The 20,520-nt window shown below is 73.4% G+C and carries 21 protein-coding genes and 1 pseudogene; 13 read left to right on the top strand and 9 right to left on the bottom strand.

The genetic code is table 11. The features are described from left to right. Window positions 1-59: 59 nt before the first annotated feature. The 4 genes from ACIGG8_RS14655 (at window position 60) to ACIGG8_RS14640 (ending at window position 6,531) form a co-directional block, all read left to right on the top strand. Window positions 60-1,580, top strand: a complete 1,521-nt coding sequence (locus ACIGG8_RS14655) for a condensation domain-containing protein (protein ID WP_396548125.1) — start codon at window positions 60-62, stop codon at window positions 1,578-1,580. A gap of 2 nt (window positions 1,581-1,582) precedes the next feature. Next, window positions 1,583-3,109, top strand: a complete 1,527-nt coding sequence (locus tag ACIGG8_RS14650; protein WP_396548123.1) for a condensation domain-containing protein — start codon at window positions 1,583-1,585, stop codon at window positions 3,107-3,109. A gap of 111 nt (window positions 3,110-3,220) precedes the next feature. Next, window positions 3,221-3,970, top strand: coding sequence for a VOC family protein (locus tag ACIGG8_RS14645; protein WP_350520366.1), 750 nt, complete (start codon window positions 3,221-3,223; stop codon window positions 3,968-3,970). A 56-nt stretch (window positions 3,971-4,026) separates the two neighbouring features. Next, window positions 4,027-6,531 (top strand): Helicase associated domain protein, encoded by a 2,505-nt coding sequence (locus ACIGG8_RS14640; protein ID WP_396548122.1) that lies wholly within the window; start codon window positions 4,027-4,029, stop codon window positions 6,529-6,531. Here the strand turns inward: ACIGG8_RS14640 and ACIGG8_RS14635 are convergent. Beyond that, window positions 6,498-7,220: a GntR family transcriptional regulator gene (locus tag ACIGG8_RS14635; protein WP_396548121.1), complete on the bottom strand. Its 723-nt coding sequence runs from the start codon at window positions 7,218-7,220 to the stop codon at window positions 6,498-6,500. The genes ACIGG8_RS14640 and ACIGG8_RS14635 overlap by 34 nt on opposite strands. A 47-nt stretch (window positions 7,221-7,267) precedes the next feature. On the opposite strand from ACIGG8_RS14635, the gene ACIGG8_RS14630 reads away from it, so the two are divergent. From ACIGG8_RS14630 to ACIGG8_RS14620, 3 genes are all read left to right on the top strand, one after another. Continuing rightward, window positions 7,268-7,711 (top strand): VOC family protein, encoded by a 444-nt coding sequence (locus ACIGG8_RS14630; protein ID WP_396548119.1) that lies wholly within the window; start codon window positions 7,268-7,270, stop codon window positions 7,709-7,711. Next, the gene (locus ACIGG8_RS14625) at window positions 7,708-8,469 is read left to right on the top strand and encodes an SDR family NAD(P)-dependent oxidoreductase (protein WP_396548117.1); all 762 of its coding nucleotides are present in this window, start codon (window positions 7,708-7,710) and stop codon (window positions 8,467-8,469) included. Before ACIGG8_RS14630 ends, ACIGG8_RS14625 begins: the two co-directional genes overlap by 4 nt. A gap of 395 nt (window positions 8,470-8,864) precedes the next feature. Next, window positions 8,865-9,614, top strand: a complete 750-nt coding sequence (locus ACIGG8_RS14620; RefSeq protein ID WP_396548115.1) for a hypothetical protein — start codon at window positions 8,865-8,867, stop codon at window positions 9,612-9,614. A gap of 111 nt (window positions 9,615-9,725) precedes the next feature. Here ACIGG8_RS14620 and ACIGG8_RS14615 read toward each other — a convergent pair whose 3' ends face one another. Both ACIGG8_RS14615 and ACIGG8_RS14610 read right to left on the bottom strand, forming a co-directional pair. After that, a complete protein-coding gene (locus ACIGG8_RS14615) occupies window positions 9,726-10,571 on the bottom strand; it encodes an RNA polymerase sigma factor (protein WP_396548113.1) in 846 nt (281 codons plus the stop codon). A 348-nt stretch (window positions 10,572-10,919) separates the two neighbouring features. Further along, the gene (locus ACIGG8_RS14610) at window positions 10,920-11,687 is read right to left on the bottom strand and encodes a hypothetical protein (RefSeq protein WP_396548111.1); all 768 of its coding nucleotides are present in this window, start codon (window positions 11,685-11,687) and stop codon (window positions 10,920-10,922) included. A gap of 293 nt (window positions 11,688-11,980) precedes the next feature. On the opposite strand from ACIGG8_RS14610, the gene ACIGG8_RS14605 reads away from it, so the two are divergent. Then, window positions 11,981-13,069, top strand: a complete 1,089-nt coding sequence (locus ACIGG8_RS14605) for a VWA domain-containing protein (protein ID WP_396548109.1) — start codon at window positions 11,981-11,983, stop codon at window positions 13,067-13,069. On the opposite strand, the gene ACIGG8_RS14600 is transcribed toward ACIGG8_RS14605, so the two are convergent. Both ACIGG8_RS14600 and ACIGG8_RS14595 read right to left on the bottom strand, forming a co-directional pair. Continuing rightward, window positions 13,066-13,602 (bottom strand): alpha/beta fold hydrolase, encoded by a 537-nt coding sequence (locus ACIGG8_RS14600; protein WP_396548107.1) that lies wholly within the window; start codon window positions 13,600-13,602, stop codon window positions 13,066-13,068. The two genes, ACIGG8_RS14605 and ACIGG8_RS14600, sit on opposite strands and share 4 nt — an antisense overlap. A 170-nt stretch (window positions 13,603-13,772) precedes the next feature. Continuing rightward, on the bottom strand, window positions 13,773-14,237 hold the full coding sequence (locus tag ACIGG8_RS14595) for a class I SAM-dependent methyltransferase (protein ID WP_396548106.1): 465 nt from the start codon (window positions 14,235-14,237) through the stop codon (window positions 13,773-13,775). 499 nt (window positions 14,238-14,736) lie between these two features. Between ACIGG8_RS14595 and ACIGG8_RS14590 the strand changes: the two genes are divergently transcribed. After that, on the top strand, window positions 14,737-15,159 hold the full coding sequence (locus ACIGG8_RS14590) for a hypothetical protein (protein WP_396548104.1): 423 nt from the start codon (window positions 14,737-14,739) through the stop codon (window positions 15,157-15,159). Window positions 15,160-15,240: 81 nt separating this feature from the next. On the opposite strand, the gene ACIGG8_RS14585 is transcribed toward ACIGG8_RS14590, so the two are convergent. Further along, on the bottom strand, window positions 15,241-15,384 hold the full coding sequence (locus ACIGG8_RS14585) for a hypothetical protein (protein ID WP_396548102.1): 144 nt from the start codon (window positions 15,382-15,384) through the stop codon (window positions 15,241-15,243). Between the two features lie 130 nt (window positions 15,385-15,514). On the opposite strand from ACIGG8_RS14585, the pseudogene ACIGG8_RS14580 reads away from it, so the two are divergent. Then, window positions 15,515-15,853, top strand: a pseudogene (locus ACIGG8_RS14580) (DUF6000 family protein); the annotation flags it as partial. 90 nt (window positions 15,854-15,943) lie between these two features. Here the strand turns inward: ACIGG8_RS14580 and ACIGG8_RS14575 are convergent. Together ACIGG8_RS14575 and ACIGG8_RS14570 are read right to left on the bottom strand one after the other, a co-directional pair. Continuing rightward, window positions 15,944-16,252, bottom strand: a complete 309-nt coding sequence (locus ACIGG8_RS14575; protein ID WP_396548100.1) for a hypothetical protein — start codon at window positions 16,250-16,252, stop codon at window positions 15,944-15,946. Between the two features lie 41 nt (window positions 16,253-16,293). Next, window positions 16,294-16,755 (bottom strand): MarR family winged helix-turn-helix transcriptional regulator, encoded by a 462-nt coding sequence (locus ACIGG8_RS14570; RefSeq protein WP_396548099.1) that lies wholly within the window; start codon window positions 16,753-16,755, stop codon window positions 16,294-16,296. On the opposite strand from ACIGG8_RS14570, the gene nadC reads away from it, so the two are divergent. Continuing rightward, window positions 16,754-17,722, top strand: coding sequence for a carboxylating nicotinate-nucleotide diphosphorylase (gene nadC, locus ACIGG8_RS14565; RefSeq protein ID WP_396548097.1), 969 nt, complete (start codon window positions 16,754-16,756; stop codon window positions 17,720-17,722). The two genes, ACIGG8_RS14570 and nadC, sit on opposite strands and share 2 nt — an antisense overlap. Before the next feature lie 166 nt (window positions 17,723-17,888). After that, window positions 17,889-18,758 (top strand): PhzF family phenazine biosynthesis protein, encoded by an 870-nt coding sequence (locus ACIGG8_RS14560; RefSeq protein ID WP_396548095.1) that lies wholly within the window; start codon window positions 17,889-17,891, stop codon window positions 18,756-18,758. Window positions 18,759-18,924: 166 nt separating this feature from the next. Here the strand turns inward: ACIGG8_RS14560 and ACIGG8_RS14555 are convergent, their stop codons facing one another. After that, window positions 18,925-19,449 carry an ArsR/SmtB family transcription factor gene (locus ACIGG8_RS14555; protein WP_396548093.1) on the bottom strand — a complete coding sequence of 175 codons (525 nt, stop codon included), beginning with the start codon at window positions 19,447-19,449 and terminating at the stop codon, window positions 18,925-18,927. A gap of 58 nt (window positions 19,450-19,507) precedes the next feature. On the opposite strand from ACIGG8_RS14555, the gene ACIGG8_RS14550 reads away from it, so the two are divergent. After that, window positions 19,508-20,431 carry a S41 family peptidase gene (locus ACIGG8_RS14550; RefSeq protein ID WP_396548091.1) on the top strand — a complete coding sequence of 308 codons (924 nt, stop codon included), beginning with the start codon at window positions 19,508-19,510 and terminating at the stop codon, window positions 20,429-20,431. Window positions 20,432-20,520 lie beyond the last annotated feature (89 nt).

The following is a 20,520-nucleotide window of genomic DNA, read 5'->3' as shown; positions in this document are numbered from 1 at the left end:
CCCGCACTGTCGACCAACGGTGCGGACGAACGTCTGCGTGAACAGGAGCGTGAAGCACGGTGCTGGTGTTCCCGATCCGTGACTACCTGACCGAGCCCGGCGAACTCGTCGAGTTCCGGGCGTCCGCACCGGCGTCGGCGCTGGCGGGCGGCGGCGGGCCCGCCCATCCCGTCGGCGCCTGCGACGTCCAGGCCACCCATGTGCGGCGCTACCTCACGGCACCCGAAGAAGGGCACGGCTGGCTGGCGACCTTCTTCGACCTGCCGGGGCAGGTGGACGTCGGCGCGCTCGCCCGGGCCTGGCAGGCGTGGCTGCGCCGGCACGACGCGCTGCGGACCTGGTTCACCGCCGACGGCGCCGGCCTGACGCGCCGTCTGCTGCCCCCGCAGGCGGTGACGGTGCACCCGGTCGGCCTCGGCGTCCGCGCGAGCGGGGAAGCCGTCCGGACGTGGATGCATGAACGGTTCGCCGAGGCGATCAACCCGGTGACGTGGCCCGGCTTCGTGGCCGGCGCCGTGCTGCGCGACGAGAAGTCCACGCTGTTCTTCGCCGTCGACCACGCCCACACCGACGGCTGCTCGCTGGCACGGGTGTTCTCCGAGATCCGCGCCCTCTACACCGCCGAGACCGGTGGGGCGCCCGCCAGGCTGCCCGAGACCGGCAGCCACCTCGACTACTGCGTGGCCGAGGCCCGGCGCAACGCCGCGCTCGACCCGGCCCACCCCGTGGCCGCCCGGTGGGTCGACTTCCTGGGCCGGGGGCTGCCCGCCTCCTTCGCCCTGCCCCTGGGCGTCGACCCCGGAGGCAGGCACCCGTCCGTGTACGAAACCGTCGACCTGTTCGACCTCCCGCAGGCGGAGGCCTTCGCCCGGGCCTGCCGCCGCGGGGGAAGCAGCTTCGCCGCCGGGGCCGTCGGCGCGCTCGCCCTCGCCGAGCACGAACTCGCCGGCACCTCGCACTACCGGCGGCTGATGGTCGCCCACACGCGCGGCGAGCGCCGCTGGCACGCGGCGCAGGGCTGGTTCGTCAACCTGGTGCCCGTGGAGTTCCCGGTCCCGCGGGGCCGGTCCTTCGCCGCCACCGCCACGGCCGCCCACGACGCGCTCGGCCGCGCCCACGCCATGGCCGAGGTGTCACCCGCCCGCGTGCTCGAACTGCACCCGGCCGCGGCCCTCGCCCTCGGGAACACGGTGCCGCCGGTGCTCTCCTACGTCGACCTGCGGCACACCCCCGGCTCCCGGGACTGGACCGCCGCCCGGTTCGGCGTCCTCGGCTCCGGGGCGCCGGTCAGCGGTGTGTCCGTCTGGCTGTGGCGGCTGTGGCAGGGGCTGCGCCTGACCGTCGCCTACCCCGACAACCCGGTCGCGCGGGACAGCGTCCACCGCTACGTCCGGCACCTGCGCCGGATCCTGGACGCCGCCGTCGGCGAGCCGCAGGGCGCTGCCGCGTACGGGCCGCAGGGCACCGTGGAGCACGGGCCGCAGGACACCCCCGCGTACGGGCCGCAGGACACGCCGCCACCGGCCGTGGGCGTTCCCCGGGCGGCCGCGATGGAGCCGGCCCCGGTCGGCGGGGTGTGAGCGTGCACGTCCTCACGGTCGACGACTACCGGCCGCCCCCGGGCCGGCTGGTCGTCCTGGCGCCGACGGCCGCGACGGTCGCCGCGGCGGCGGGTGCCCGGGCGGCCGGCGAACCGCCGGGCGCCAACGAGCGGTTCCACCTCGCCTCCGCGCTGCACCGCCCACAGGCCCGCAACTGGCTCGCGTGCGCCTTCGACCTGCCGTTCCGGGCCGACCCCGCCGTGCTGGCCGCCGGCTTCACCCGCTTCGCCCGCCGCCACCCGACCCTGCGCAGCGGACTGCGGACGGGCCCCGACGACCGGGTGGAACGGTTCGCCGTCCCCGCGGACTCCCTCGCCTTCACCGTCGCCGAGGTGGGCGCCGGCGAGGAGCAGGACCACCTGGACCACCACGGCGTACGGGAGCGGCTCACCGCGCTCCTCGACCGGGCCTGCCGCCCGCTGGCCTGGCCCTCGTACGCCTGCGCGGCCGTCCTGCGCGAGGCGAGCACGACCGTCGTGTGCGGGTTCGACCACTGCCATGCCGACGCCCACTCCCTGGCGATCGCCGCCGAGGAGCTCACCGAGATCCTCCGCGCGCTGACCCGGGGCCGCACGCCCCGCCTCGCCCCGACCGCCGGACAGGCGGGCGGCCACCGCACCGTCCACCCGCCGGAGCCCGGCGGCCCCGCCCGCGCCCCCACCCGCGCCCGCGCGCTGGACGTCTGGGAGCAGTTCCTCGCCGAGGGCGACGGCGCCCTGCCGAGCTTCCCGCTGCCGCTCGGAACGGACCCCGGCGGGAGCGCGCCGCCCCAGCGCAGCGACCACCGCCGCCTCCTGGACGCAGCCGGGACGGCGGCGCTCGAACACCGCTGCCGGCAGGCCGACGGCACCCTGTTCACCGGCCTGCTCGCCGCCACCGCGCTGGCGGTCCGCGCCGCGGGCGCGCCCGCGCCCCTACGGCTGCTGGTGCCCCTGCACACCCGCCACCGACCGCAGACGGCCCGCTCGATCGGCTGGTTCACCACCGTCGCGCCGCTGACCCTCGACCTCGCCGGCGCCGGCACCCTCACCGCCGCGCTCCCCGCCGCCCGGGCGGCGTTCCGCCGCTCCCGGGAGACGGCCGGGCTGCCGCTGGGCGAGACGGTCGCCGCGCTCGGCGACCGGCTGCGACCCACCGGCGGGGACGTCTTCATGCTCTCCCACCTCGACTACCGCACGGTCAGCACGACAGGCGAGCCCCCGCGGGCGCGCAACCCGCACCACCTCAGCCGCGCCAGCGTCACCGACACCGTCCAGCTCTGGTTCTCCCGCACCCGCGACGGCCTGTTCCTGCGCACGCGCCACCCCGACACCGGCACCGCCGGCCGCACCGTCGCCCGCTTCCTCGACGGCATCCACCGCCACCTCACCGGCGCCGCCACCGGACTGCCGGTCCCCGGCCCGCTGCTCCCCGGCCCGCTGCTCCCCGGCCCGCTGCTCCCCGGTCCGCTGCTCCCCGGGCTGCCGCTCCCGGCGGGCGGCCCCGACGGCGGCGGATCGGACGCGTAGGGCCGTCTTCGAACCCCCGCCTGCGGGGACGCTCCCCGACGCGCCGTCCCCGCCCCCGCCGCCCTGCGGGCGGACGACGGGGGTCCGAGGGCGGGCCCTAGGATCGTCGGTATGGGACTTCGACCCGTTCTGGTGAACATCAAGGCCGTTGACGACACCGCCGTCGGCCGGTTCTGGGCGGAGGCGCTCGGCTGGAGCGTCTCCAGCGCGCAGCCCGGCGAGACCAACGTCGGCCGCGTCGGCATCGACTGGCGGGACCCGGAGCGGATCTGCGTCGACGTGGTCGCCGTCCCGGAGCCCAGGACGGCGGTGAAGAACCGGGTGCACCTCGACCTCGCCAGCACGTCCGCGGCCCACCAGGCGGAGCTGGTCGCCCGGCTGCGGGCGCTCGGGGCGACGCCCGTCGACGTGGGCCAGGGCGAGGTGCCGTGGACGGTGCTCGCCGATCCGGAGGGCAACGAGTTCTGCGTGCTGGAGCCCCGCGAGGTGTACCGGGACACCGGGCCGATCGCCGCGGTGGTGGTCGACTGCGCGGATCCGCGGGCCATGGCGCGGTTCTGGGGCGAGGCGCTGGAGTGGACCCTGCACGAGGTGACCGACGACAGTGCGGTGTTCCGCTCTGCCAAGGGGGTCGGCCCGTACCTGGAGTTCATCCGCACGCCCGACGTGAAGACCGTGCCGGACCGCGTCCACGTCGACCTGCTGCGCTACCCCGCCGACGATCACGAGGCGGAGTCGGCCCGGCTGCGGGCGCTCGGCGCCGACGACCTCGACATCGGCCAGGGCGACGTCCCGTGGCGGTGCCTGACCGATCCGGAGGGCCACGAGTTCTGCATCCTCGCCCGGTCGTCGTCGTCCTGAGGGATCCGCCCGGGCCGTCACAGAGCAACATCAGAGGAACAGGAGAGACCCGCGCCGTGGACACGCTGACGACCGCCGCCGCCACCGGGACCACCGTCCCGGGGCAGGCGCCCGGTGCCCCGGCGGTGAACCCGGTGCCCCTGCACTGGTTCCAGAAGGAGGCCACCTCCGCCGCCGTGAGGGCCGTGAAGGCGGGCGGCCGCGCGACGGTGGTGGCCGCGACCGGCTCCGGCAAGACGCTGATCGCGGCCGCGTGCGCGCGTCGACTGGCGGCCCGGGGGCGGGTGTTGGTGCTGGTGCCGACGATCGAGCTGCTGGAGCAGACGGCCGAGGCGTGGTCGCTGCGGGGCGGACGGCGCGGACTGGCGGTGGCGGCCTGCTCGCGGGAGGAGGCACTGGAGAGCGCGGAGGCGGGCGGCCGGGTCAGGGCCGAGGTGTCCACGCAGGCCGCGCGGATCGCGGACCTCGTCGCCTCGGCGGGCCCGGGGGAGCCGGTCACCGTGTACGCGACGTACGCCTCGCTGGAGCGGATCGTCCAGGCCCACCGGCAGTTCGGACTCGGGGCCTGGGACCTGGTGGTCGTCGACGAGGCGCACCGTACGGCCGGCTCCGAGGGCAAGGCGTGGGCGGCCGTCCACGACGACGAGCAGGTCCCCGTCGTCCGCCGGCTGTACTGCACCGCCACGCCGCGGATCGCCGACGACCGCACGGCGACGGCGGGCCTGGACGACGTCACCGGCGAGACCCTGCCCGCGCTCTGCTCGATGGACGACGAGCGGATCTACGGCCCGACCGTCTACACCTGGACCCTCGGGCAGGGCATCGAGCACGGCTTCCTCGCCGACTACCGGGTGCTGGTGCCGGTGGTCACGGACGAGGACCTGCGCGACCTGCTCAACCTGCCCGCCGTCGCCGACCTGCGCTCGCAGCGCACCAACGAGGAACTGCTGCGCCTGGCCCTGCAGATCGCGGTGCTTCGCGCGGTCGCGGACCTCCAGCTGCGCCGCGTGATCACCTTCCACTCCCGGGTGGCCGCGGCCCGCGAGTTCGCCGGCACCCTGGCGGGGGCGGCCGAGCTGCTCGGCGACGCGGACCGGCCGGAGCGGATCTGGGCGAAGGCGGTGGCCGGCACCGACCGGCTGCGGGAACGCCGGGCCGCGTTCGAGGAGTTCAAGGCGCACACCGGCGAACGGCTCGGCGAGGAGGGCGAGGAGTGCGGCATCCTCGCGAACTCCCGGCTGCTGTCGGAGGGCATCGACATCGCCGCGGTGGACGCGGTCTGCTTCGCCGACCCGAAGTCGAGCGTCATCGACATCGTGCAGGCGGTGGGCCGGGCGCTGCGCCAGTCCTACCGCCAGGGCAAGGTGTCGTGGGTGGTCATCCCGGTCTACCTGCCGACACCGGCGTCCGGAGACGACACGGCGGCCGCGGACCCGGCCGAGGTCCGCGACGCGGGGGAGGCGGTGAAGGCGGAGGCCGACGCCGAGATCGAGGCGAGTTCCTTCCGGACGATCTGGCGGGTCCTGCGGGCGCTGGCCGCGCACGACGCCCGGGTGGTGGGCCGGATCACCGAGCTGCGCGCCCACCGCGCCCAGCCGCAGCACACCGCAGCCGCAGCCGCAGCCGCAGCCGCCGCCACCGGCCCCGAGGGGGCCGTCGAGGGGGAGGCCGCTGAGCGGGCCGGCGTTGAGAGGGACGGCGTTGAGAGGGAGGGCGTTGAGAGGGAGGGCGTTGAGATGGAGGCCGTCGGGGCGGAGGCCGCCGCGGCGGAGCAGCGGCCCGTACCGCCGCCGCAGTCGCCGGTCGAGTGGCTGCGGATCGACGCCCGGCGCCACGCCGACACGATCCTGCGGGCCGTGAAGCTCCGGGTGTTCAACCCGCGGGCCGCCGAGTGGCAGCGCATGTACGCGGTGGCGGCGGTGTTCCACCTGGAGCACGGCCACCTCGACCCCACCGACCGGACCGCCCACGGGGGGCTGGTCTCCTGGCTCGCCCGGCAGCGCCACCTGCGCGGCCAGGGCCTGCTCGACCCCGCCCGGGTGTCCGAACTCGACGCGCTCGGCATGATCTGGTCGAAGCACGCGGGCGCCTGGGAACGCGGCTACGCGTACGCGAGGGCCTTCCAGCACCGGCACGGCCACCTGGCGATCCCGGCGACCGCCAAGCTGGACGGCTACGCGGTGGGCGCGTGGATGCGCCGCCAGCGCCGGGCCGAGAACCTGGCCGGGGAGCTGGGGGCGAAGCTCGACGCGCTGGACGGGCTGTGGCGGCTGGAGCCGGACTGGAACCGCTCGTACCGGCGCCTGCTCGTCTACCTGGAGGGCGGCGGCACCCTCACCGGGCCCGTCAACCGCACCGGCGGCCCCGCCGATCCGGCGTTCCGCCCCGGCACCTGGCTGCGCAAGCAGGACAGGGCCCGGACGGAGGGCAGGCTGACCGCCCGGCAGTCCGCGCTGCTGGACGCCCTCCCGCACGGCGCGCTCCCGCAGGGCGCTCTTCGGCACGGCGCGCTCCCGCACGGCGCCCTTCAGGGGGACGTCGGCGGCTCCGTGGGCGGCTGACCGGTCGTCGGCCGGTCAGCCAGCAGGGCCAACAGGCTGCGGCGGGCGGTGTCGACGTGTTCGGCGGCCAGCCGGTCGAGCTCCTGCTCGTCACCGCCCGCCCGCAGCAGCCGGGCGAGTTCGCGGTGCTCGTCGACGACCAGTGCGCGGTACCCGCCCTGGGCGAGCGAGACCCGCTGCAGCTGGAAGAGGAACACCTGGGACCGCACGGCCTGCCAGGCCGCGGTGAGGCGGCCGTTCCCGGCGGCCTCGTAGATCCGGTCGTGGAAGGCCATGTCGAGGGCGAGCAGCCGCGGGACCCCGGCGCCGGCGGCCAGTTCGGCGGCCATCTCGTCGACGAGCCGGTCGAGTCGGTCGAGCTGGGCCGGCGTCGCGCGGCGCATCGCGGTGACGGCGGCCAGCCGGTCGAGCGCGGCGCGGACGCGGTAGACCTCCTCGACGTCGACGGTGGTCGCCGCGACGACGGTGGTCGGCCGGTGCCAGCCGGTGCGGATCAGCCCCTCGCGCTGCAGCTGCGCGAGCCCTTCGCGCACGGCCCCGCGGCTCACGCCAAGCGTTTCGGCGAGCTCGACCTCGCGCAGCGGGGAGCCGGGCGGGTAGTGCCCGTCGAGGATCGCGTCGCGGACCCGGTCGGCGACCTCGTCGGCGAGCCCGCGCCGGACCGCCTTCCGCAGGGGTTCATCGTTCATGTCCGAATGTTGACATTGGATGGGTGCTGGGATCAAGGTGGGGAACCATGACTCGTCCCGCCTTTCATCTCGCCATCCCCGTCGACGACTTGGCCCGCGCCCGCGCGTTCTACGGCAGCGTGCTCGGCCTCCCCGAGGGCCGCTCGACCGACGGCTGGGTCGACTGGGACCTCCACGGCCACCAGCTGGTGACGCACCTCGTCGCCGGCTCCCGCACCGAGGCCGGCAGCTCCCGCCCCGAGCCCACCGGGCACGGCACCGTGGACGGCCGCCCCGTCCCCGTACCGCACTTCGGGCTGGTGCTGGACGTCGACGCCTTCCAGGTCCTCGCCCGGCGACTGACCGACGCCGGAACCGCGTTCGTCGTCGAGCCGTCCCTGCGCTTCGCCGGGCAGCCCGCCGAGCAGTGGACGATGTTCCTGCTCGACCCGGCCGGGAACGCCCTGGAGTTCAAGGCGTTCCGCGACGAGACCCGGATGTTCGCCCGATGAGGGGCGTCCTGGTGACCGGCGCCTCCCGGGGCATCGGCCGAGCGGTGGCGCAGGCGTTCGCCGCCCGGGGCGACCGCGTCGCCGTGCACTACGCGACGGACCGGCCCCAGGCCGAGCAGACCCTGGCCGCGCTGCCCGGCGAGGGGCACGTCCTGGTCGACGGCGACCTCGGCGACCCGTCCGCGGCCGAGCGCATCGCCGAGCACGCGGAAGCGGCGCTCGGCGGGGTCGACGTCCTGGTCAACAACGCCGCCGTGGCCACCTCGGCGGCGAACGCCCACCCGGTGGCCGAGGTGTCGTACGAGGACTGGCAGCGCGTCTGGCGGCGGATGGTCGACGTCAACCTGCTCGGCGCCGCGAACCTCGGCTACTGCGTGGCCCGCCACATGATCGCCCGCGGCGCACCCGGCCGGATCGTGCACATCGGCTCGCGGGGAGCCTTCCGCGGCGAGCCGGACCACCCCGCGTACGGCGCGAGCAAGGCCGCGCTGCACGCCCTCGGCCAGTCCCTGGCCGTCGCCCTGGCCCCGCACGGCATCTCGGTGACCTCGGTCGCCCCCGGGTTCACCGCCACCGACCGGGTCGCCGACCGCCTGGCCGGCCCGTCCGGGCAGGCCCTGCGCGCCCAGAGCCCGTTCGGCCGGGTCGGCACCCCGGAGGAGGTCGCCGCGGCCGTGCTCTACCTGGCCTCGCCCGAGGCCACCTGGGCCTCCGGCACCATCCTCGACCTCAACGGGGCGTCCCACCTCCGCCTGTGAAACGCCGGCGGGCCGGTGCGTCGCAGGGCCGCTGGAGGCCTGGTGGGGGTTGGTGCAGGGCCGGTGCGGGGTCGGTGTCGCCGAGCCGCCGGCGGGCCGGTGCGGGGCCGCTGTGGGGTCGGTGCGGGGCCGTCGGCGAGCTGCCCGGCCCCCGTTCCGGCACCATCGGGCGCCGTCCGCGTGCGGCATCGCCGCAGGCGCTGCGAAGCCGGTGACACCACTGCGCCGGCCGATGCCACCGCGAAGACGTCCCTCCTGGCCGCGTCGGCCGTTATACCGGACGGCGCCTGACGGCGGCCGGCTCCCGTGCCGCCGATCGTGCCGCCGCGGGACCCCGGTCCGGGCGGTGGCACGGGCGCCCGCCGCATACCGAACTGCCGGGGAGGAAAGACCAGTTGTCCCACAGCCCCGCGCGCGTCGCCGCGCAGACCACCACCGCGCTCGCCCTGCTCACCTGCCTCCTGATGGTCCGTCAGGAAGACCCGGCGGCGCCGCGGACACATGCACCACCACCCGCCACGACCGTCGGCCCCCAGCAGCCCGCCGGCCACGGCGGAGCCCTGCTGCGCGAACCGGACGACCGGACCGGCAGCCCGTCCGAGCAACCGGCCGCCCGACTGCGGGCCGCACCCCCGGAGGCCGAGCCCCGGCAGCCGAGCGGATTCGGCACCCTGACCTCCTGGCCGGCGTCGCTGCGCATGGCGGCGGCCGGGGTCGACGCCTCCCGCGCGGCCGAGGGCGCCGCGGTGGTCGCCATACCGGAGAGCGGAGAGGACGGCCAGGAATGGCTCGTCCGGCCCGCCCCCGACGGCGAGGTGACCGTCCGGTCCCCGCTGGCGAGCACGGACGACGACGCGGGCGGGCCCCTCCTGCTCACCGCCGACCCGGACGGCTCGGTCTACCTCTCCCGGGAACGGCCCGACGACGGACAGCAGGACGCCGGCCAGGGGTGGCGCGTCGAGGACGACCACGCGGCCCTGCGGCCCCCGGAGCTGGGCCCGTCAGACGGGCGGACCTCCCTCCGGCTGCGGCTCCACGCCCACCGGGGCGGCTGCCTCGTCGAGCGGGGCTACGGCGAGCGGCTCGCCGTCGGCGGCTGCGACGACCCCCGCGCCTGGTGGACCGCCGAGGGGCTGACGGGCTGACAGGCAGACGGGCTGACGGGCTGACGGGCTGACGGGCAGGCGGGCAGGCGGGCAGGCGGGCAGGCGGGCAGCGCCGGCCCGGGCAGGCCCTGCGGCCGGTGGAGAGCGCGGTCAGGGCGGTCCTCCTGCCCCTCGGGGTTCGCCGCCGCCCGCACGGCGCCCTTCCGGGCCGCCCGCGCCACCGCGGTTCTCGGGGGGCGCGCTCCGCCCGTCCTCCCGCACGGCGTCCCGTCCGTCCTCCCGCCCGTCTTCGTGCACGGCCGACGCCCGGACCGAGAACGCCACCAGGCCGACCAGCGACACGCCCCCCAGCACCGCACATGCCCACGGCGACCCGGCCTGGACGAGCACTCCGAGGACCCCGAAGGCGACACCCGTCGCCAGGACGAAGTCGATCGACACCGAGCCGCGGTCGCGGTCCGCGACCGTCATCGCCTCGTCCACGGTGTGCCCCAGGGCCGCCAGCTCGGCGACGCGTTTGCGCACGCGCAGGGCGTGGACGCGCGCGGTCGCCGGGCGGCAGCCCAGCTGCTCGGCGATCTCGGTGAAGTCCCAGCCCATGACGTACCGGAGGTAGGCCACCTGTTGCTGCCGCTGCTGCGGCATCCGCCGGATGAAGGCGGTGACCTCCCGCGCGGCGGCGAAGTCCTCGGCGTCGGCCGCCGGCGCGGCCGTGCTCCAGCGGACCGCCCCCTGCTCGGCGTGCTGCGCCGGTTCCCCGTGCGCCCGGCGCACCGCCGCCGGGACGCACCGGGCGACCCGGCGCCGGGCCACCGTGTAGAGCCAGGCCCAGGGGATCCTGACGGTCGCCCAGACGCGCAGCGCCTCCTCGAAGGTGTCCTGGACGACGGCCTCGACGTCGGCGTCCCGCTCGGACAGGCCCAGCTCCGCGGCCTGCCGGCGCGCCGCCCGCAGGAGCCGGCCGTGGTACAGCCGGTACGCCTCCTCGAACGGCATCGTGGGCTCCCCGCTCACCGGGCCCCGCCCGACGCCGGCCTGTCCGACGCCGGCCTGTCCGACGCTCGCTCGGCGCGGGCCGGCCGGGCGAGGGCGTCGGCGGGTTCCGGCACCGCGGGTACGGGGCCGTGGAGCAGCAGGGTCAGGGGATCCGTCATGCGGTGTGCCTTCCGGGGTCGGGCCGCCCTCGGCGGGCTCCCGGTCCGGGTGCCTGGGCGGCTGCCCGGAAGTGGCGTTCGCGGGCCCGGGCGTTTACCGTCCGGGCCGCGATGTCCCACCGGAGGCCGACCCGGGCGGGGGTCCGGCGCAGGCCCCCGCAGGCCGCCGCAGGCCGCCACGGGCATCTCCTCAGAACTGGATGTCGGGCGCCTGGAGGACGATGCGCAGGCTCTCGGCCGCGCGATCCACCCCGACCTCGTAGCGGAGCCAGACGTTCTGCAGGTTCTCGTCCGATCCGTCGGTCACCATCACCCACAGCAGCAGGCCCCAGGCCACCGCCGGGTCGTGGCCGTCCACCTGGCCCCCGAAGCCGACCGGGACGGCGACGCCGATCCGGGACGGCGGGTCCTGGCCGAAGTCCGGCGGGGCGAAGTCGGACGCGTCGTTGCCGGCCAGGACGACCGGGGTGTCGATGACCTTGAGCCAGTGGATCTCGACGCCCTCGACGATCCGTTCGAGCGCGACGGCCAGCCACTGGCGGACGGCCGTCTCCGGGTCGGTCAGCCAGCCCAGCGGCCCGTCGGGGTCGGTCGCACGGGTGAGGTCGTCCTGGGGCGGGCCGAAGTGCTCGTTCTCGACGGGCCCGCCGATGACGTTGCCGTCGCGGTCCACCTCCCACCAGCGCCGGATCGACTCGGGCGGCGCCCAGGTCTCCGTGGAGTACTCCCCGGCGACCTCGTAGATCCAGGATCCGCCCTGCCCGACCAGCTCCGGCGGCAGGCTCGGCAGCGCGTCCCGACGCACGCCCGGCGATACGTCCTGCGGTGCGTCCTGCGGTGCGTTCTCCGCTGCCTCCCGCGGGGGTGCGTCCTGCGGTTCCTCCCGCGGCGGCGCGTCCTGGTGCGTGTCCTGCGGCGCGGCTGCCCGGTCCCGGTTCTTGCGGCTGAAGATCCCCATCCCTGGCCCTTCCCCCCTCGACGCGTTCCCCCTGGCTTCCGGTGATTCTGCCCCAGGATCCGCTCCGCGGAGCGGAGTTCCCGGAATTCGCTTCCCGGGAGGTACCGCGGCGCGTCGTGGAAAGCACCTCGGAGAGTCGGATCCATTCGCCCGGCGGTCTCCGGATGACCGGGCGAACTCCCAGGTCAGGGCCGACTGTCAGTGCCTCGCCGTAGTGTGTAACCAACGTCGGAGGGGCGCGCTGGAAGGCGCCGGAAATGGCGTCGAAAAGCGTGTTGGAAAAGGGGAGAAGCATGTCCGCGAACAGGATCAAGCACAAGGTCAACCACGTTTCGCTCGTGGTCGACAAGTCCGGCTCGATGCGCCAGCACGAGGCACAGCTCATCCGCGTGGTGGACGAATTCGTGAAGGGCCTCCAGGAGGAGTCCGACCGGCTCGGCCACGAGACCCGGATCAGCCTCTACGCGTTCGACCACCAGGTGCACAACCTGGTCTGGGACATGGACGTCAAGCACCTGCCGTCCCTGCGCGGCCTCTACAAGGTCGACAACGGCGCGACGGCGCTGATCGAGGCGGCCGTGAAGTCGGTCGACGACCTGAAGAACATCTGGGAGGGTTACGGCGAGCACTCCTTCCTCCAGGTGGTCGTGACGGACGGCGAGGAGAATGCCTCCGGCTACTCGGAGGTCGGCTCGATGCACACCCGCATGGGCGGGGAGGGCAAGGTCGTCCTGAAGACCTGGATGGGCCGCATCAAGGGCGCGATGGACGACCTCCCCGAACACTGGACGTCGGCGATCCTCGTCCCGAACTCCCTGGCCAAGCGCACCGCGCAGGAGTACGGCTTCCCCGCGGGCAACATCGCGATCTGGGACGCGGACTCCACCAAGGGCGTCGAGGAGGCCATCGGCACCGTGAAGACGGCCGCCACCAGCTTCCTGCGCGGCCGCGAGAAGGGCGTACGCGGCACCCGGAACCTCTTCACCATGGGTCAGGACCTCAGCAGCGCCGACGTGACGGCCAGCCTCGACGCCCTGGACGCCGGCAAGTACATCCTGGTCCCGGTCGACGAGGCCATGCCGATCCGCGACTTCGTCACCGGTTCCGGGCACACCTACAAGACCGGCTGTGCCTACTACGAGCTGTCCAAGCGCGAGAAGATCCAGGGCCGCAAGCAGCTCGCCGTCGCCGAGAAGGACCCGGTCACCGGCCGCATGACGGGCAAGGTGTTCTCCGGCCCGGCGGCCCGCGCACTCCTCGGCCTGCCGGCCTCGGAGGTCGCGGTGAAGCCCGGCGACAACCCCTCGTACACCGTGTTCGTCCAGTCGACGTCCGTCAACCGCAAGCTCGTCCCGGGCACCAAGCTGCTGGTCATGCTCTAGGGTCCGACCGGCGCCGCGAGCCCCGAAGGCGGAAGGCCTCGGCAGTGGTCGTTGGCGAAGTTGTACGTGGTCGCCGCGTGCGGGGTGACGGCGGCGAAGCCGCCCTGGAAGAGGATGCGGCCGGAGACCGTGACGGAGTAGCGGTCGTAGACCGCCTTGGACTCCTCCTCGGTCAGGTTGTTGGTGAAGGCCGGGTTCTTCAGCACCTGGAAGGTCGCCTTGATCTCGCTGAACGGCAGCGCCTTCACGCCCTTCACCGCCGCGCCGTCGATGGAGACCCCGGCCGAGCCGTAGCCGGCGTCGAGGAGGAGCTGGACGAAGGCGCCGCCGAAGGAGTGGCCCATGATGATCGGCTTGGTGTCGAGCGCCTCGACGAACTCCGAGAGGTGGTCGAAGACCTCCCGTACGCCGAGCCCCGCCGGCGGGGACGGGTCCCTGCGGAGCGCGTCGACGCCTTCGGGGCCGGGCTGGATGCCCGGGTAGCCGGGCGTGAGCGGGGGCCGCGGCCCGAGGGAGAGTCGGCCAAGTGTCACCTGTTCACACTGCGGTTCGCCGAGCCCAGAACAGGACGTGGCCGCTCTTCCCTTCGGGCACGAACTCTTCGTGGACCACGTCAAGGCCGGCCTTCACGAGCCAGGAACGGTTCGTGGCGGCGTCCGCGTGGCTCCACCACATCGGGACCCCGCCGCCGAGCCAGTCCTCATCAGTCCCGGTCCAGGCCTGGTGCCCGGTGGTGCCCAGGAACCATCCCCCCCCCCGGCCGAAGCCAGGAAGCGATCCGCTCCAGCAGGGCGGGCTGTTCCTCCAACGGAATGTGGATCAGCGCATACAAACAGATCACAGCATCGAAGCTCTCCTGCGGAAGCTCCAGAGCCGTGGCGTCAGCCCGGATGAACTCGGCATCCGGCATCAGTTCCCGGGCCCTGCGGATCTGGACCTCGCTGATGTCGACACCAGTGACGCGGTGACCGGCCGTGACGAGCGAGCGGGCCACCGGAACACCGGTCCCACACCCGACATCCAAGACCGTGGCCGCATCCGGGATCCGGTCAAGCAACTGCCCGATCCACGAGCCGTACTTCGTCTCGCTGCCGAATGCGCGCTCATAGCGCTTCGACAGCAGGTCATACCCGCGCCGGACCAAGTCCTTGGGATCTTCTACGTCCACGCCGCCGCACGCTAGTGCCCGGAGGTCCCCAGCGCGACGCCTTTTCACCAGCTCCGTGGATGCGCGTCAACCCCGAAGGACTTCCGGAGAACGGCATCACACCCAGGGCGCGTTCGTCGAGCTGGGGCCGGGATCGCTGAGCGGCCAGGACGAGCTCGCAGCATCGCCAGGCTGGCGATACGGTGGTTAAGGCGGCTATGCCAACTACGGCCGAAGCGACGTGGCCGAGCTGCCCCAGTGCTCGATCTACCAAAACCCTGACATCGCCTTGGGTTTGACCGGATCAGCCCGCCACGTCGAATTTCCCTCATTCTCACGAGAGGGGACAGCGATGAACAGGCGAATGCCGGGCCGAAGAATTCTTCCGAGACTGGCAGCAATCCTGATCCTGTCCGGAGGTCTAATCCCTCTCTCGGCAACATCCGCCAGCGCCTACCCGCCAGCCGGCTGGTTCCAACTACGGACCACTGTACGAGACCAAATTGGTTCTGTTCGCGCCATGGATGTGCTGTCAGAAACGTTCCAGGTCGACGGAACCATTCGCTTGAACGGGCCCTCCATAACGGATCAGCAGCGCTGGAAAGTTCTGCTTGTGTCGGGCGATATAGGCGACGTCAAGCTCGAAAACAAGTTGACCGGGCAATGCATCAGCTACGCGAACACTGTTCATCCTGTGATCGTTCTGACCCCGTGCAACGGGCCACAGACCGTGTTCGAGTCGGTGGCGGTCGGGGGCGGCTGGGTATTCCAGAGCAAGGAGGAGTTCAGTGACCTCCCTCCATTCCCTGGATTTAAGGTCTGCCTGGAAGCCGAACCGGGGTTTGGCCCACACTTCGGCCACGTACTCATGCAAGCTTGCGACGTCGGAGCCCCGTACACAGCCCTCGAAACCTGGAATGCGGTACCGATTCCTTCGGATTGAGACCGCGTGAGCCCACGTCCCTTGTCGGCGGTGGCTACTGAACTTGATTGGGTGATGCCGGGGTTGGGCTTGCCCGGTCGCTTAGAGGCCGCGGACGAGTGCCGCCGACAGCGCAATCTCGGTCACCGCGAGCACGACGATGGCGAGCCCCGCGATACGGCCCCGGCGGGCGACCTCCTTGTACTGGGAGTGCCGGTAGACGCTCGGGTCCGAGTCCGGGGGCATGCCTGCCGGGAGCTTCCCCATCCACAGCCTGCTCGACGACCTCGGCGAATCGTACGACGAGCCCGACAAGTGAACGGTGCAGCCGAGAAATGCACTGGTCAGAGAGCTTTGCACAGGGCAGGATGCGGCCATGCGCTACGTCCACGAGGACCCCGAGCTGCAAGCTCTTGTCCACCGCTACGTCACGCCCGACCGGCGCTACCTCAAACTCGGCGGCAGCCTCGGTCGCATGACCGGGCCTGAGCGCACCAAGTTCACACGGGCGCTCGGCGAGGCCGCCGCCGACATCACCCCACGTGAGCTGACCGTCCTGCTTGAGGGCGGGTGGCGCGAGCGCAAGACTGCAGCCTGGCTCATCGCCGTCGCCCGCAGAACCGAGTTCCGCGAACGCCTCGGCGAACTGCTGCTTGCCAGCGAGGTCTGCTTTGCAGGCTCGGCCTACTCCGTCGTCCTCGCCAGCTTCGGCACCCCTGGTGAGCCAGCTGGCGTTCGCTTCGATGAACTCCCGCAGGGGCTTGGTCAGATGGAGTCGGACGTTGTCCCAGACCAGCTCACCAGGTCAGTAACGCAGGCGCGCCTCAGATCCGTCGATGCGCAATGTGCAGTTCCTGAACACCTGCAGCACAGGCTGGCCGCCGCCGACCGGAGCCAGTGTGAGGCCCAAGTCCCGCAACGGCTTCATCACAGCGACGGTGCGAGAGCCATCTGGGTCCGGCCCCCTGAGAGCCGCCCATGCCTCGAACAACCCCATCGCGCTCTCCCAGCCCGGCCCTGGGGTGAAGTGCGCCAGAAAGAACGGCTGGTCGCAGCCGTACTCACTCAGCTCGCCGAGCAAGATGTCCCCCTGCAAGAGCTGCCACTGCGTCACTACGTGCCCCCGATCAAAGGCGCCCAGTCTCGGTCGCCCCGTCACCGCTTCGGCGCTTCGCGGTCCCGGCTTTCGAGCTCTGCCAGGTGCGCCAGCGCCGGAAGCGCCGCCACCAGGGCCTCGACCTCGTCGTCGGCGAGGTCGTCGATCAGCCGCGCGAACGCATCGACGCCCGACTGGTGCCGCGTCTGGACGTACGACGCGCCGGCCTCGGTCAGACACACCAGTGTGACCCGCTTGTCGGAGGCGTCGCCCCTCCGCTCGACGAGTCCGGACTCCTCCAGTACCCGGACCAGCACGGTCATCGCGGGCTGGGTGACACCCTCGATCGCGGCCAGATCGGTGATGCGTCGCGGGCCGGTCCTGTGCAGGGTGGCCAGGGTGGCGGCGGACGTGATGCTCATGTCGCGCGGAAGGCGTCTCACGGTCGTGGTGGCCAGCCCGTAGAGGGCCGACCCGATCGCGGTGGAAGCGCTACGGGTGGTGCCTTGACGGCGGCTCATGCGTGAAGCATACAATATTTATATGAATGCTTTATCTATCTCTGGCCCCGAACGCGGTGCCCCGGCCCCGCACCCGGCGCACCATGCGGCGGTCGCCGTCGGCACCATGGCGGACGCCGTGCGCCGCGCCCTGGCCGAGGACCGCGCCGAGGACGACATCACCACCCGCTGGGCGGTGCCGGACGGCATCCACGCCCGGGCGCGCGTCGTCGCCCGCCAAGACGGCGTGATCGCCGGCACGGCGATCCCCGCCGAGGTGTACCGGCAGCTCGGCAGCGACGTCGTCGTCACCGAGCACGTTCGGGACGGCGACCGCGTCCAGACCGGGCAGGACCTGCTCACGCTGGCAGGACCCGCACGAGAGATCATCACCGGCGAGCGGACGGCTCTGAACTTCCTGCAACGCATGTCCGGCATCGCCACCACCGCCGCAGCCTTCGCGGAGGCGGTGGCCGGGCTTCCGGTACGGATCCTGGACACCCGCAAGACAGCGCCCGGGCTTCGAGCGTTCGACAAGGCCGCGGTCGCCGCCGGCGGAGCGGACAACCACCGGCTCGACCTCGCGGCGATGGTCCTGCTCAAGGAGAACCACATCGCCGCGGCGGGCGGCGTGAGCGCCGCGATCGCGGCAGTGCGCGCGTGCAACACGCGGGGCGTCGCCGTCGAGGTGGAGGTCGAGTCGACCGTCCAGGCCATCGAGGCGCTGCGCGCGGGAGTCGAGTGGATCATGCTGGACAACATGTCCATCGAGGACATGCGGCACATCGTGGCACTGCGAGGGCCGGAAGGGCCCCGACTTGAGGCGTCCGGATCCATCACGCTGGACACGGTCAGAGCCGTCGCGGAGACCGGAGTCGACGCGATATCCGTCGGTGCCATCACTCACAGCGCGCCGGCGTTCGACCTCAGTCTGCTGCTGACGCCGACGGCACCGGCGGATGGCGGACACCCGGCAAGGGTCGGATGAGGCCGGGGCTCCGCCAGCGTGGACGGGCTGGATCGCCTGCCATGGCCGGCGGCGGGCGCGTCCTGTCCCGCGACGGTCGGGTCGTCGCCCACGAAGCCGGAATCAGGACGTGGTGAAGGTGTGGTCGGCCGGGTCCGGCGGGAGTCGTCGTCCAACCCCCGGGCCGATGTCCTGGCCGGATGTCACGGTGGTCGATGCGTGCGTGCGGCGCGACGGCCGGGGCGGCAGTCCCACGGCCGTCACCGACGACGACCCCGCGGCGACGGACGCGGACCGGCGTGCGGTCGCTGCTGCGGCCGGCACCTCGCACGCGGCGTTCCTCGGCCCGGAGCGGAGGCCGGACGGTGGCCGGCCGGTCCGGTTCTTCACCGCCACCGCCGAACTGTCCGGCTGCGGCCACGGCACCGTCGCCGCGCAGGCGGTCCGGTTGACCCGCACCGCGCTGGGCGAGCTGAACGACCGCCAACACACCGGCGGGCGCACGTTCGACACCGTCGCGATCCGCCGCCCCACCGGCATCGAGGTGTGGTTCGACCAGGGCCTCGTCGCGCTGCGTCACCCGGCACCGGACGAGCGCGCCGCGATCGTCGCCGCGCTCGGGCTCACCGCGGACGACCCGCATCCGACCGACGCGCCACGGATCGCCGCGCCCGGCGCACCCCGCCTGCTGGTACCGGTCCACGACCGGTCGGCGCTGTTCCGCGTCCGCCCAGACCTCGGCAGGCTGACAGCGGCGTGCCGGCGGTACGGGCTCCTCGGCTGTTTCGTGTACGTGCCGCCGGTGGGCGACCGGCCGGGTGCGGCGCGGATGTTCGCGCCGGCGATCGGTGTCGACGAGGACGTCGCCAACGCCAACAGCACCGGCTGCCTGGCCGCCCACCTGCTCGACACGACGGGCGCGCAGACGGTCGCGATCGAGGTGGAGCAGGGTGATGCCCTCGGTCGACCGGCCAGCGTGCTCGCTTCGGCCCGGCGCGGGCCGGCGGGCATCACGACCCGGGTCGGCGGGTTGGCGGTGGTCCGCGGCGGACATTGAGGCGACGCCTGGGGTGTTCCTTTCCGATCACCGGATCGTCGGTCTGGTCGGGCCGTTGGCTGACGCGCAGTGGGCGTGGACAGAGCCGTTGTTGCCGGACCGGGCGTCGAGGCGGGGCGGTCGGGAGCGGGGTCACGGTGTGACGGGGTGTGGCGGGGCGGGGTGGTCAGGGGCGGGGGCGCGGTGTGGGGCCCGCCTGCTGGTAGAGCGTCACCAGCACGCCGTGCACCGGCTCGTCCGGCGAGTCCTCCTCCGCTTCGTCGACCAGTCGGGCCAGGGCCTCGGCCAGTCGGGCCGCCTTGGCCGGGCTGAGCCGGATGTGGCGCAGGGACAGCGTGTGTTCGACGGGGGAGCGGTCCACCTCCTGGGCGACGGCGCCGAGCAGGGCGGCGATGCCCTCGGCCTGCGGCTCGGCGACGTTGAGGCGCTCCGCGGTCCGCCGGTAGTACTGCTCGGTGCCGCCGCGGACCTGCCGGGTCCCGGCCTCCTGGACCAGTCCCGCCTCGCGCAGCACCTTGAGGTGGTGGGAGACGCTGCCCTTGTTCACTCCCAGCTGTGCGGCCAGCTTGCTGATCGTCGACGGTCGGCCGCTCAGGGCGAAGAGCAGGCGCTGGCGCAGGGGGTGGGCGAGCGCGGCGTGCTGCAGGGGTGTGTCGATCTGCTGGGCGTCGTCTGCTGATGGCTGGTTCACGGAATCAAGTGTTAAGTGCTGTTGACGCTTTGGCAAGCCGCTGGTCTACTTCCTTGCCATGACTGCCATCACCGCGATTCCCGCGCTGGACACCGCTGCCACCACCACCGCCGTCGAGTCCATCGCCGCCCTGCTCGCCGAGAACTACGTCTTCCCCGATGTCGCCCGGGACTTGGCGGACCTGCTGCGGCGCCGCAGCTCCGAGGGCGCCTACCCGGCCGGAACCGCCGAGGAGCTGGCCGATGCGGTCACCGCCGATCTGCGGTCCGTCAACGGCGACCTCCACCTGGCGCTCAAGTACCACGCGGAGCCGGTTCCGGAGCACCGGGGCGCCGCGGTGATGGCGGAGATGCGCCGGAAGTTCGACGACTCCCTGGGCGGGGTACCCCGCGTGGAACTCCTCGACGGCGGCGTCGCGCTCCTGGAGCTGGCACCGCACATGTTCCCGCTGGACTGGGCGGCGCAGCCGCTGACCGCGGCGCTCTCCCTGGTGGCCCCGGCCCGCGCCCTCATCATCGACCTGCGCCGCAACGCCGGTGGCGACCCCAACACGGTCGCCTTCGTCTGCGGCCACCTGATCGACGGCCGCACCCATCTCCAAACCCTGCTCAAGCGCCAGGGCGAGGTGGCCGAGCAGTTCTGGACGCCCTCGTTCGTGCCGGGCGCCCGCTTCGGCGGCAGCAAGCCGCTCTACGTGCTCACCAGCGGGGACACGTTCTCCGCGGGCGAGGAACTCGCCTACGACCTGCAGCAGTTGAAGCGCGCCGAGATCGTCGGCGAGACCACCCGCGGCGGCGCCCACCCGCGCGAAGGCTGGACGGTGCACCCGCACCTGGAGCTCTCCGTGCCGGTCGCCCGCGGCGTCAACGCCGTCTCGGGCACCAACTGGGAGGGGACGGGCGTGCGCCCCGACGTCCCGTGCGACGCCGGGGACGCGCTCGACCGCGCGCTGGCCCTGGCCACGGCCCGCCTGGCGGCCTAGACAGCCTCGGGGCCGGGCCGTCGGGTGGGTCGCGTGGCCCGCGGGACCGGGTGGGGCACCGTACGTGCCGGAATCCGGTTTGACGTCCG

This window comes from Kitasatospora sp. NPDC085464, assembly GCF_044541955.1.
Taxonomy (GTDB): Bacteria; Actinomycetota; Actinomycetes; order Streptomycetales; family Streptomycetaceae; genus Kitasatospora.
This window is presented reverse-complemented; position numbering and strand designations above follow the sequence as displayed.